General features: G+C 39.5%; 12 protein-coding genes. 6 read left to right on the forward strand and 6 right to left on the reverse strand.

The features are described 5' to 3' along the window. Positions 1 to 129: 129 nt before the first annotated feature. The 5 genes from E3E24_RS10020 to purB all read right to left on the reverse strand — a co-directional run bounded on the left by E3E24_RS10020 (position 130) and on the right by purB (position 6,216). Complete coding sequence (locus tag E3E24_RS10020; RefSeq protein ID WP_167915960.1) at positions 130 to 1,017, reverse strand: P-loop NTPase; 888 nt, start codon at positions 1,015 to 1,017, stop codon at positions 130 to 132. A gap of 5 nt (positions 1,018 to 1,022) precedes the next feature. Continuing rightward, positions 1,023 to 1,883, reverse strand: coding sequence for a P-loop NTPase (locus E3E24_RS10025; RefSeq protein WP_167885899.1), 861 nt, complete (start codon positions 1,881 to 1,883; stop codon positions 1,023 to 1,025). An 864-nt stretch (positions 1,884 to 2,747) separates the two neighbouring features. Then, positions 2,748 to 3,080 (reverse strand): hypothetical protein, encoded by a 333-nt coding sequence (locus E3E24_RS10030; protein ID WP_167885898.1) that lies wholly within the window; start codon positions 3,078 to 3,080, stop codon positions 2,748 to 2,750. A gap of 57 nt (positions 3,081 to 3,137) precedes the next feature. Then, a complete protein-coding gene (locus tag E3E24_RS10035; protein ID WP_167915961.1) occupies positions 3,138 to 4,535 on the reverse strand; it encodes an RsmB/NOP family class I SAM-dependent RNA methyltransferase in 1,398 nt (465 codons plus the stop codon). 319 nt (positions 4,536 to 4,854) lie between these two features. After that, positions 4,855 to 6,216: an adenylosuccinate lyase gene (purB, locus tag E3E24_RS10040; protein ID WP_167915962.1), complete on the reverse strand. Its 1,362-nt coding sequence runs from the start codon at positions 6,214 to 6,216 to the stop codon at positions 4,855 to 4,857. 174 nt (positions 6,217 to 6,390) lie between these two features. Between purB and albA the strand changes: the two genes are divergently transcribed. The 4 genes from albA (at position 6,391) to psmB (ending at position 8,787) form a co-directional block, all read left to right on the forward strand. Continuing rightward, the gene (albA, locus tag E3E24_RS10045) at positions 6,391 to 6,666 is read left to right on the forward strand and encodes a DNA-binding protein Alba (protein ID WP_013467275.1); all 276 of its coding nucleotides are present in this window, start codon (positions 6,391 to 6,393) and stop codon (positions 6,664 to 6,666) included. Positions 6,667 to 6,792: 126 nt separating this feature from the next. Continuing rightward, positions 6,793 to 7,464, forward strand: coding sequence for a helix-turn-helix domain-containing protein (locus tag E3E24_RS10050; protein WP_167915963.1), 672 nt, complete (start codon positions 6,793 to 6,795; stop codon positions 7,462 to 7,464). Positions 7,465 to 7,521: 57 nt separating this feature from the next. Then, positions 7,522 to 8,061 carry a cyclic nucleotide-binding/CBS domain-containing protein gene (locus tag E3E24_RS10055; protein WP_167885894.1) on the forward strand — a complete coding sequence of 180 codons (540 nt, stop codon included), beginning with the start codon at positions 7,522 to 7,524 and terminating at the stop codon, positions 8,059 to 8,061. A 126-nt stretch (positions 8,062 to 8,187) separates the two neighbouring features. Further along, entirely contained in the window at positions 8,188 to 8,787 is a 600-nt protein-coding gene (gene psmB / locus E3E24_RS10060; RefSeq protein WP_167885893.1) for an archaeal proteasome endopeptidase complex subunit beta, read from the forward strand. A gap of 16 nt (positions 8,788 to 8,803) precedes the next feature. On the opposite strand, the gene E3E24_RS10065 is transcribed toward psmB, so the two are convergent. Further along, positions 8,804 to 10,429: an acyl CoA:acetate/3-ketoacid CoA transferase gene (locus tag E3E24_RS10065; protein ID WP_167915964.1), complete on the reverse strand. Its 1,626-nt coding sequence runs from the start codon at positions 10,427 to 10,429 to the stop codon at positions 8,804 to 8,806. Positions 10,430 to 10,490: 61 nt separating this feature from the next. Here E3E24_RS10065 and E3E24_RS10070 point away from each other — a divergent pair, with 61 nt between their 5' ends. Together E3E24_RS10070 and thrC are read left to right on the forward strand one after the other, a co-directional pair. Next, positions 10,491 to 11,609, forward strand: a complete 1,119-nt coding sequence (locus tag E3E24_RS10070; RefSeq protein ID WP_167915965.1) for a DUF4157 domain-containing protein — start codon at positions 10,491 to 10,493, stop codon at positions 11,607 to 11,609. Beyond that, positions 11,602 to 12,747, forward strand: a complete 1,146-nt coding sequence (gene thrC / locus E3E24_RS10075; RefSeq protein ID WP_167915966.1) for a threonine synthase — start codon at positions 11,602 to 11,604, stop codon at positions 12,745 to 12,747. The genes E3E24_RS10070 and thrC overlap by 8 nt, the downstream gene beginning before the upstream one ends. The last annotated feature ends 7 nt before the right edge of the window (positions 12,748 to 12,754 follow it).

Below are 12,754 nucleotides of genomic sequence, written 5' to 3' on the forward strand. Positions count from 1 at the left end.
ACACAGATTTAAGGTCCTAGAAACAAGCAAAAATTACAAATGTTGCCTCGATATTATCAAAAACTTGATTGCTGTTTATTTAATTAAAAAGCTATTTATTTATTATTTAAAAATTAGTTAAGAAGAAAGCTACTTCAAAATTTCATCTTCCACAGCTTTTGCAATTTCTTTAAGTGCTCTGCTGGCTTTTGAATCTGGAAACGCCTCCACAACAGGTTTGAGCATTGTCATGCTTTCGGGTATTGCTCTGTCATAGGGAACTCTACCCAATATGGGTATTCCTTCCTCCTCAGCCCACTTCTCAAGGGCTTTGAATCCTGGATTTATATCCGCTTTGTTGATTATCAAATAAGCTGGCTCCCTAAAGTGCTGGACAACCTTGTAAACCCTTTTAACATCGCTCAGTGATGCTGGAGTGGGCTCTGCAATGAGGATTGCGACATCAGCTCCACCGACGCTTGCAATTACTTGACACCCAATCCCCGCAGCTGAATCGACTATCATGTGCTCCAGCTTTTGCTCTTTCATTATCTTCTTCGCCCATTCCTTCTCTTCTGTAACGAGCTTCCCACTATTAGGCCTCCCAACGTCCAGCTGAGCTGAAATTAGTGGGAATCCGTATTTTGTTGTGGTTTTCCTTATCACTCCAGAGTGAACTTCTTCAAGAGTTATTGTTCCCTTAACTGGGCACACAAGTTTACACACTCCACAGCCTTCACATGCGAGCTTATTCACAACATATTCTCCATCAATGAGCTTTATGCAGTCGTATGGACACCTTTCTGCACAGATTCCGCATCTGATGCAGGTATCGGGATTTATCCTTGCAACCTTTGCACCAGTCAGCTCTTTTTCTTCTTCCCAGCGTTCGACTCCAAGGAGGAGATGCAGATTTGGGGCATCGGCATCTGCATCAACAGCGACGAAGCTGTACTTTTCCTTTAGGAGGTATAATAGCGAAGCTGCAACTGTTGATTTCCCGACTCCACCCTTACCGCTTGCAATGACAATCTGCATTTCTATCACCCCAAATACTCAGCAACTTTTTCAGCAAGCTTTCTGAAAATCTCGGCCTCTTCACAGCTGCTTAGAATTATGGGCCTTCCTTCAACATAGCTTTTGATTATGTTTTCGCTGTATGGGATCTCAGCAACGATTTCGGCATTATATTTGCTCGCTATTTCCTTCACCTTTTCTATTGGCCCTAAATCACTCCTATTGACTATAATCCAAGCTGGAGTTTTCATGAGCTCTGACAGTTCAAGGATAAGCTCAAGGTCATGCAAGCCTAATGGAGTTGGCTCTGTAACAGCGATTATAAGTTGAGAATCCTCTAGAGCTTTTGATACTGTGTTGCTCGTTCCTGCAGCTGTGTCCACCATTAAAAGCTCTTTCTCTAGCTTTTGGGCTTTCTTCTTTGCTGCTACAACTACTGGCATTGCCCTCTCTTCCCCTTCCAAGAGCTTCCCTGTAACGAGCGGAAATCCATAGGGAGTTTCTGTCAGATATGTATAACCCATGAGCTTTTTACCCTCCAGGATTGCTCCCTCAACGGGACAAACTATCTGACAGGCACCACAACAGGAGCACAGTGTTGGCATCAAAAACGGTGTTCCATCTTTCATAGCAATTATTGCGTGCTCTTCACAAACCTCTGCACATTTTCTGCACCTGATACATTTGGAATAGTCAAAACGTGGCATAAAAAGCTCGACAGGCTCTTCATTTTGAAGCTCCACTCCTAAGAGTATATGGTCATTTGGTGCCTCAACATCCAAATCAGCAAGTGCCAAATCAAAGTAATCTCTTAAAGCAATAGCCAAGTTAATTGCAATCGTTGATTTTCCAGTTCCTCCTTTTCCTCCGCTAACTGCTATCTGCATATCTTCACCCCCACAAATTAGGGAAGCCTAACAGCTTAAAAAATTTGTGCATATGCAAAAATTATGAAAATTATCCCTCAGAATTTTGTGGGAGTTTTGACGTTAATGTTGGATAATTTTTAATATATAATTGAGTTTCATTATTATTAATTTGTACTATTGTTATTAAAAATAAAACCTCACAATAGGTTAAATCTAACTATCTTTAATAGTTATATTGCAAATTTGATATAATTGTAAGAATTTGAAAAATTTTACGATAAATGAAGTAAAATTTTCTACGTCTAGTTGTTTTATATAGTGTGGGTTTTGGCAAATACCCACTTGCTCTGGCATGTTATCCAGAATTGCATAATTTTATTCTCTAACCCCGCTCCAATACTACAAAAGTTAGTTACAATTCATGGTAGTACATATCTTGGACTTGGCACTTGTGCTTGCCAATAATGTGCCAGCATATAGTTACTAGATCTCGAGTGTTCCCCATCAATGGGTGCAACAAACTGCTACATTTCTCAATACATGCATCAAGCAAATTCTGGATTTCTTTGGATTCTAGTAGTCTCAATTTCTCTATAAAGTCAGGAATTTTCAAACTTCATTAGGAAGAGGGCAGTATCGCTAAAGGTCTTTAATGGAGAAAGGTGGTAATGTGAAATGGGCAACTACGCTAAGAACAATAGAGATTATTAGGCAGTACATATCTTTCCGTTTACTATTTCGTTTAATGTACTGCTCGAGGATTTAATTTTTGATGCCTATTAATGTACATGAATTTTAGATATAAGATTCATTATATCTAAAGTTTTTGAACAGATGAATACAAAAGACCATGAAAATGATAAGAAGAGAAGAAAACAAGAGTCAATGCCCCTTATAACTCTTCCAAAGCCCAATGACAAAGGCAGGCCCAAGGAGCAAAGCTGGTGTTGCAATGCTCTCCATGTAGATATAGAACGAAACTGCCCCTAGACCAAAGGAAGCTAAGTTTAATGCAAGCATCAGTCTTTTATCTCTGTTCTGCCCTCTTGAAACTATATCGGATCCTACCTGCTCTATTGACCAAAATGCAAGGAGCATATAGCCTATCGCTGCTGGAAGTGCTAGTATTCTTGAGATTCCTCCAGAAAATGCCGCTATAAACAGTATTACCAATGCAGCTCCAGCGTAGAATATAAACCCTAGTATCTCCAGCATTTTTGGCACCTTAACTCCATTGATGGCTATATTTTTAACTTTATCCACCATGTTTGTTCATTCAATCTTCTCTAGAAGAGCATAGAAGAACCCTATGGTGTTATGCCTATGAGGATATGCCCTCATAGTGCCTTTTAGCAGTGGAGATTCATCATATGGGCTATTTAGTGGTATTAATCTAAAGTTATCATGTATTTCCAAAAACCATTCTATATTCTCTTCATTCTCCTCAGGGAAAAGACTGCATGTTGCATATAATAGTCTTCCTCCAGGCTTTAAGAGCTGGGCAGCAGCTTTAAGTAAATCTTTCTGCAGCTCAGCCATTTCTTGGATCTTCATTTCCCTTAATCTCCATCTTAATTCCGGATTCTTCCCTATAGTCCCGGATGAAGTACATAGTGCATCTAGTAAAACTCTATCTGCAATTTCTGTTCCAAGGATTTTTGGAGCTTTCCTACCATCTTTTTTGATGATTTTTACTATGCCTATGCCTATTCTCTTTAGGATTTCTCTCATCCGCTTTATTCTGAATTCATCAATGTCAAAAGCATAAATCTTTCCTTTATTCTTCATGAGCTCTGCGACGTGACTTGTTTTACCCCCCGGAGCTGCGGCTAAATCCACAACAGTCATTCCGGGTTTAGGATCAAGAATTAGAGAAGCTACTGCACTTGCTTCTTCCTGTACCAAAATCTTCCCTTCTCTGAAGAGTTTGCTTCTATCAAAATCGTATGGTCCCTTTATTTTCACTATAGTTGGAACTCTTTCGCTTACCTTTACTTCTTTTCCTTCGCTTCTTAGAGTTTCCACTACCTCGTCTACGGTAGCTTTGAGGGTGTTCACCCTAATACTTGTCCAGCTGTGTTTTGAGTTCACAGCTTGGAAGAACTGTTCTGTTTCCTCACCCAATAACCTCTTCATTCTTCTTATAAACCAAATGGGTGCAATATACTTCCATTCGAGGAATTCATCTCTACTTTTGGGTCTTGGCTTATAGCCAATGATTTTATCAAAGATGTCCCAATAATACATGCCAACATAGGGATGTGTCTTAGAGGATATAAAGTCTGATCCTTTCCATTTTAAAGCCTTAAGCGTACCGGGTTTAGAAGGATGAAAGAGCGACACGTCTATTACAACCCTAAGAGCTGCCCTTAACCAGGGATCCAGAATTAGAGGGTTGACACCAACAATGTCTTCAATTGCTCTGTCAATTAGTCCTTGCTTCTTCATGATGTCATAAAAAAGCATTGTAAGCATTCTGTTTAGATAATACTCATCAATCTGGTGTTTTTTAAACGCTTCCCTCTTTGCATATTGGCTGGGCTTTATAATCTCCGCTAATCTCACTGCTTCAATTAATGCTCTGACTCCTTTTGGGGGGATAGATAATTTCTTTTCTCCCTCTTTTTCTTTCTCAATAAGTTGTATTATGGCATTTGAGAGCTCTTCCATATTATTCTCCTCATTTTTGAGTTCCTGGGCATGTTATTAAATCTTTTTGTTAAATTTAATACCAAATATCGTAATTTTTTCAAATTTTTTACTATTTTAAGTTTAATATTTTATCACAATAATTAGTGTTTGATATTTTTCTAATTCGTTTAAATTCGTAAATACCTCTAAAAAAGAAATTCAAAAATTGAATTTAAAAAGTATAAATTATACATTTATTATAAGTAAAAACTCTCTGAAAATATTGAGAGGTGCCCAATAATGAAGTTATAAACTAACAAAAAGTTAATAAAAATGGATACAGCAAGAAAACAGATGCCTAAGATTCTTGGGCTTCTTTTTGTTCAATTTCTTCTATGTACTGAATTATATTATCCACTATCTGTGGAGCGAGTCCAATGTAGTTCTCCGGTTTTAACTCCTCAAAATCCTTATCATCTAAGTATTCTCTCACAACTTCATTTTCTCTAGCAACCTCGATTAAGTCTCTTTTTTCATAGAATGCTTTCATAGCGATTTGTCTAACAATTTCATGAGCTTCTTGTCTTCCCATCCCTTTCTCTGTTAGCTTTAGCATCAATGGTTCTGCCATTATAAGGTTGTTTGTTAAGTAGAGATTGCGTTTTATATTCTCCGGGAAAAATTCCAAATCCGAGAGCACTTTTTTCATATTTTTTAACATTTCATCTAACAGCATGAATGTTTCTGGAAGGATTACTCTCTCCACTGAGGAGTTCGTTAAGTCTCTCTCGTGCCATAGTGGGTTGTTTAGAAGTGCAGGGATAACATTAGAGTATATAATTCTTGCAAGTCCACAGATTTTTTCGCTCCTTATTGGATTCCTCTTGTGAGGCATTGTTGACGAGCCAACCTGCTTCTTTCCAAAAGGTTCGCTAACTTCAAGAATTTCAGTTCTTTGAAGGTTTCTAATCTCAAGAGCAATTTTGTCAAGTGTGGACGCGATTAAAGCTAGAATCATCATGAGCTCAGCATAAATATCTCTCTGGAGTATTTGATTACTTATTCTTGCAGGTTTTAGTCCTAAATCTTCCATAACTAAACGTTGGATTTGCAATCCTTTTTCTCCGAAAGATGCCATAGTTCCAACAGCACCGCTCATCTGTCCGACTAAAATTCTTTCTTTTGCTTGCTCTATCCTTTCAATGTGTCTCTGTATCTCATCAAGCCATATAGCAAACTTCATCCCGTAAGTTGTAGGAACAGCGTGTTGTCCGTGAGTTCTTCCAATACAAACGGTGTATTTGTGCTCTTTTGCGAGTTCTTTTAGGATTGTTCTCAGCTCCCTCAGATCTTTAAGAACTATCTCCAGGGAGTCTTTAATAAGAAGAGCATTTGCAGTGTCAATTATATCATTTGAAGTAGCTCCAAGATGAACGTACTTACCATGCTCACCGCAAACTTCGCTTAAAGCTTTTACTACAGCCATAATATCATGATGAATTTCAGCCTCAATTTCTTTCACTCTTTCAAGCTTAACGTATTTTATATTAGCTTTTTCGCTTATTACTTTTGCACTCTCTTCTGGGATATTTCCAACTTTCGCATGTGCTCTCGCTAAAGCCGCCTCAACGTCAAGGAGCTTCTGCAGCTTATTTCCTTCTTCCCAAATCCTCCTCATCTCTTCACTACCATAGCGATAATCGATCGGATGAACGGCCATGATATCACCAAATACATGTAATAATACATCTTAAAAGCATTTGCTATGAACATTTTCATGTTAAGCAGTTCGAACACTTCATGGTACATTTTTGCTGAAATATCCAAGCAACCGAAAAGTATTTAACGTAAAAATCACGAAAAGGCTATGACAAAACTTTCGGAGGTGCCAAAGATGGCAGAGGAGCATGTTGTTTACATCGGAAAGAAGCCTGTTATGAACTACGTCCTTGCCGTTATAACCCAGTTCAACGAGGGTGCAAAGGAGGTCTCAATTAAGGCAAGAGGAAGGGCTATCAGCAGAGCTGTTGACGTTGCAGAGATCGTCAGGAACAGATTCTTGCCAGAGGTTAGAGTTAAGGAGATCAAGATCGGTACAGAGGAGCTTCCAACTGCAGACGGAAGAACAGCAAACACCTCAACAATTGAGATCATTTTGGAGAAGCCATGAATTTAATAGTTTAGCTTTTCTTTCCTTTTCATCACTTTACTAATTTTGAGTTTTAGTTCAGATTACGTTGAAGTTATGAGGAAATCTTAATATTCCGTTGCTCACTAGTTCTATTGGTGGGGTTTTGTGGAATTTGAGACTATTAGTGTTGATGATGAAAAAGCTAAGGAGCTTGCTCAAATATTGATGAATGAGAAATCTCTGGCTATTCTGAGACTTCTTCAGGAGAAAACGCTCTCACTTTCTGAAATTGCTCGAGAGCTAGATCTTCCCCTTTCAACGGTCTCATATCATATTGATAAAATGATCAAAGTAGGATTAGTCGAGGTTGTAGGTAAAAAGTATGGAAAAAGACTGCAGGAAGTTAAACTTTATCGTGCATCACCAAGGCCGATACTTCTTCTCCCAAGAAAAATGTCTGTGAAGGATAGAATATTGAGAACTTTTGAGAAAATTCAAGTTATTAGTTTGAGTATTGCAGGTTTAATTGCTTATGGGGTTTACAAGTTCTCGAAAGTCCTCTTGACTCCAATGAAAGCTGGTTCAAAGTTTGCACAAGAGTATGCTGTTCAGAATGTTACTCAGAATTTAACAAAAACTGTAACTGAGACCGTTACTCAGGCAACGATAGAGAGGGTACCAGCAGTTACAACTCCTTTCACAGTTACATCCACAACCACACCGGCACTTCAGAAATCTGTCACTCCTCAAGTATCATACCTTCCTTATATTGGAATTGTAACGTTTGTAATCCTCTTCTTAGCGTTTACACACTGGCTTGCAAGGAGAAACCTTTAATCCCAAAACATTTTTAAGTTTCTTCTCATATCTCCACATGAGTAGGAGGGAATAGCAATGATGCCAAAAATAACTGTGGAACAAGTGCTTAAGAGAAGGGCAGTGGTTGTTGGGCCGGATGATACAATTGATAAAGTTGCCAAGATACTGGCCAAAAATAAAGTTAGCAGTGCAGTTGTTATTGAGGATGAAGAGATAGTGGGCATATTAACCGACAGAGACATTCTGGATAAGGTTGTTGCTAAAGGAAAGAGTCCCAAAGAGGTTAAAGTCAAGGAAATAATGACTAAAAATCCAGTTAGGATTGAATACGACTATGATATCCAGGATGCAATTGAGCTCATGATGGACAAAGGAGTTAGAAGAATCCTTGTTACAAAATTGGGCAAGCCTATAGGGTTCGTAACTGCAGCTGACTTGCTTGCAGCATTAGCAGCATATAACAGCGAGGAAAAAGAGGCAGAACAAATAGAAACCGAGACTGAAGTCTACGGAATCTGTGAGGTTTGTGGGCAGTATGGTCCACTCTATAAGGTCTATATTGGTGGGCAAGAGAAGTGGGTCTGTGAGAACTGTAAAGATTCAATAGAACAGTAAATTTCCTAAGCACTGCTTTTGAATTCTCTTTTAGGTTAGTGAGCTTCTTGTTTCTTCTCGGACTATTCACATTTAAGCCAAACTTTAAAAACTTCTTTTGTCTATCCACTTTTAGGAGGTGAGATTATGGAAAAGAAAACTGGAACTACAACTGTTGGAATTAAAGTTAAAGAGGGTGTTGTTTTAGCGGCTGATACTCAAGCTTCACTTGAGCACATGATTGAAACGCTCAACATCAAAAAAATTCTTCCGATTACTGATAGAATAGCAATAACAACTGCAGGAAGCGTGGGAGATGTTCAGATGCTTGCAAGAATGCTTGAAGCTGAAGCTCGTTATTATCAGTTCACATGGGGAAGACCAATGACTGCAAAAGCGATGGCTAATCTCTTGAGCAACATATTAAATGAGAACAAATGGTTCCCATATCTAGTGCAGATAATTATCGGGGGATACGTTGAGGAGCCAACTCTAGCAAATCTCGATCCTCTTGGGGGCTTAATATTTGACGACTATACAGCAACAGGCTCAGGCTCACCTTTTGCAATAGCCATTCTTGAGGAAGGGTATAAGAAGGATATGAGCATTGAAGAGGCAAGAGAATTAGCCATTAGAGCAGTCAGAACAGCTGGCAAGAGGGACGTTTATACAGGAGATAGGAAAATACAAGTGGTTGTAATCACGAAAGACGGTATGAAAGAGGAGTTTGTGGAGTTCAAAGAGTGAGATAAAACAAAAGCACTCAGCTGAGTACTTTTTTGATTTCCTCTTTCAATCCCATTTTCCCTGCTAGGAACAATCTCTTATCCATTTCTTCCAGCTTCGAGCTCACTTTGGGCTCAAACTCCATTTTTGCCAAGATGTCTTTTTCTACATCCACACCCGGGGCAACTTCTTCAAGAACTAATCCATTTCTCGTCAGTTTAAATACTGCTCTTTCCGTTACGTATATAACCTCTTGACCCCTTTCTATGCCAACTTTACCGTTGTAAACTATTTTGTAGACTTGATTGACGAATTTAATAACGCTACCATCTTTGACAATCTTTAATTGCCCATCTTCGACTCTGATGTCTCTCTTCCCTGCAGTAAATCCTCCAGCAAAGATTATTCTTGGAGAGCCAAATGATATCACTGGGAAACCTCCAGGTCCGGGCAATCTGCCAGGCAGAATTGATGGATTAACATTTCCACATTTATCTACTTGCATGAACCCTAAGCTCGCGGCATCAATAACGCCACCTTCATAATTGGCAAACTGGTCTGCCATGGAGATTATTGCAAATGGTCCTATTGATGCTCCAAAATCTGGCCCACCCAGTGCGACACCTCCAAAAGGCCCTGATTCGACTGTAGTAAAGAGATAATCTTGAACACCTTCCTCGGTTGCAATTGCTGCCACCTCTGATGGGATGCCAATTCCTAAGTTGACTAAGATTGGTCTACCGAGCTTTTTGATAATCTCAACCATCTCAAGCAGAATTCTTCTTGCAATGACTTTTCGGATATTTAATGGGATTTCTAGAATTCTTGGCTTAGCTGGAGGGATAATCTCGCCGGAAATTCTTGGGTCATACTGAATGTTTGCACTCTGCTTGTGGTATTCCTTTGGGGCAATGACTACATAATCTACTAAGGGTGCTGGAACCTTCACATCTTGGGGGTGAAGAGAGCCAAATCTTGCAATCCTTTCAACTTGGGCTATCACAATCCCTGGGTTTGGTAGAGATTTAGCAGCTTGAGCCATATTCAAAATGTCCGTAAATGCTCCCTCTCTTTCTGTCGTTATGTTTCCGATTTCATCGCTTGTTGTTCCTCTTATGAATGTAACATTTGGCTTCGGAGCGGTGTATAGGAGATATTCATCCCCGTTAATTTCGATCGGCTGAACCTTACATCTCTTCTTTTCTTTTGCGAGGTCATTTAAATACCCGGCATCTTGTCTTCCATCAAGGAACGTCCCTATTCCAACTTTCGTTATAACTCCTGGAAAGCCTCTCGCAACTTCTCTGAAAAACCACGAAGCCGTTCCAATAGGCCATGTGTATCCTTCAATTCTGTTTTCTTGAATCAGCTTTTGCAGATAGGGAGACCAGCCTGGATATGTAACAAGGATTCCTGAGAGGAAATCTTGATCTGGATCATTGTAGAGCTCTTCCATTATCCTGTCGAGAACACCATTGGGGGCTGTTGGAATTGGATTGACTTCCAAGAAAATATTCTTCGGATGTCCTGTTTCTTTGTAGTGCTCGAACAGTTTGAGGATCAGATACTCTGGGGCTACAAGCAGATTAAAGCCTGAAACAGCTATCACTGAATTGTCTGGAATTTTATCAATTGCCTCATTTACATCCACAATCCTTCCCATGTAACGACACCAAATGGATTATAAGCGTATTCCACTAAATAACCTTTCGAAGGTGAGTGATGTGAAAAAGAAATCCGGGTTGATAGCACTTACCTTGGTTGTCATTCTTCTCGCATCATTTTATCAAATCAGAGTTGGTTCAATAGATGAGAGGGCTAAACAAGTACTCCAGAAGGTTCAAGAGATTGAGGGTGAAGTTCAGGAGATTAGAAATCTCACATTCAAAGAATCGCCTAAAATAATTGTGATTACAAGGCAAGAAGCTTTAGAGAAATGGGGCCCTTCGAAGGGAGATATATATGAGCTGAGAATGTGGGAAGCAATTTATAAGATGACTTTTCTTGTTCCTCCTAGCTATAATTTAACAAAAGAGAAAAAAGAGCAAACAGCCTCATGGATTGCTGCAACCATGGGGAATAAAGTCTATATCATTGAGGAAAACTTCTTGGAAAGTGGAGAAACTGCTTATAGAGTTGTTGCTCATGAGCTAACTCATGTTTTGCAGAAGCAGAATTTTAATGCTCCTTATTCTGGGCCAACTTTGGATTCAACCCTCGCTATAAGAGCCTTGGTCGAAGGAGATGCCGACTTAGTCGCTGATTTGTACTGCAAAAGGCACCACATTCTAATAGAGAAGATAACAGCTCTATACCTTGAAAACCCCGTTTGGAGCTTAAACGCTTTTCCTTATGTTTTTGGCGATAAATTTGTGCAGTATCTCTACGAGAAAGGTGGTTGGGGTTTGGTTAATGGGGCTTACTCAAAGTTACCAGTCACAACCCAGCAAGTAATGAACCCAGAAATGTATCTGAGCTATACATTGCCAGAAAATGTGAGTTTAAGCGTTAGAAATGGTGAGGTAATCCATGAAGACACGATAGGAGAATTTTATGTCTATTTGCTCTTGCTCGTTCACAATTATAAGGAAAAAGAAGCAAAGGAGATTGCAGATGGATGGAGGGGGGATAAGTTAATTTTGGCTCAAAATTCTACAGGCTTAATCTTAGCTTGGAAAACTGCTTGGAAAGATGAGAGCAGCGCTGAGAAGTTCTATAGTGCGCTCAAGAAGATTGGAAATAACTACATTGGAGCACATCCAGAATTTGAGTTATCGTTTACAATTAAGCAAGAAGGAAGATATGTTATTTTTACAGCGGTTAGGAGGCTGAAGAATGCTTAGATGTACAGCTTGTGGTAGAGAATATTCTTTGAGAAAGCCATATCAGAGGTGTGAATGTGGAGAGCCTTTAGAGCTTGAGCTTTTTGAAGGCTTTGCTGGAATCGGGAAAAGTGTTTGGGAGCGCTTTGTTCAGTTCTTTCCTTTTGAACTTGACTTAGATTTGAGCTTAGGGGAAGGTGATACTCCACTTATAAGAGCAAGGAAACTCTCAAAAAAGCTTGGAATTCAGCTTTATTTAAAAAACGAAACTGTTAATCCAACTTGGAGCTTTAAGGATAGGGGGACGTTTTTAGGAATCCATAGGGCTTTACAGCTAGACTTTGACAAAGTTGGGACTGTTTCAACGGGCAATATGGCCGCAAGTATTGCAGCTTATGCATCGAGAGCAGGGTTGAAGGCTTACATTCTCGTCTCTTCAAATATAGCAGAAGAAAAGCTTAAGCAGATTGCTGTTTATGGAGCTGGAGTTATAAAAGTTAGGGGTGATTATGGAAAGCTCTACTATGAAAGCCTTAAGCTTGGACAAAAACTTGGCATTTACTTCATAAATTCTGACGATCCATTTCGTATAGAGGGATATAAGAGTATAAGCTTTGAGATTGTTGAGGAGATCATGCCAGATTACGTTGTAGTTCCAACAAGCTCTGGTGGACTGATTAGAGGAATCATAAAGGGCTTCCTTGAGCTCAAAAAGAGTGAGCTTATTGATAGGTTGCCTACATTTGTTTGTGTCCAAGCTGAAGGTTGTTCACCGATTTACAAAGCTTTCATTGAAGGGAAAGAAAAAATTGAAAGATTTGAAAATCCGCACACAATAGCGCATGCAATTGAAAATCCATATCCGCCAAGCGGAAACGCTGTGCTGATGCTTTTGAGAAAGCTCAACGGCATCTGTGTTGCTGTTAGCGATGAGGAAATCCTTAAAGCTCAGAGAATGCTCGCTCAAGAAGGTATATTTGTCCAGCCAGCTTCTGCAACTGGTATAGCAGCTGTGAAAAAGCTCAGAGAAGAAGGCAGAATCAAGGAAGACGAAAAGATTGTGAGCGTACTAACGGGAGCTGGACTCAAAACACTGCATCAGTTGGGAGGATTTGAAGTTAAAGAATTTGAAATGGAAAAGCTGGAAGAGTTGGTATGAGCAGTCA

It is taken from the genome of Thermococcus sp. LS2, from assembly GCF_012027375.1.
Lineage (GTDB): Archaea > Methanobacteriota_B > Thermococci > Thermococcales > Thermococcaceae > Thermococcus_B.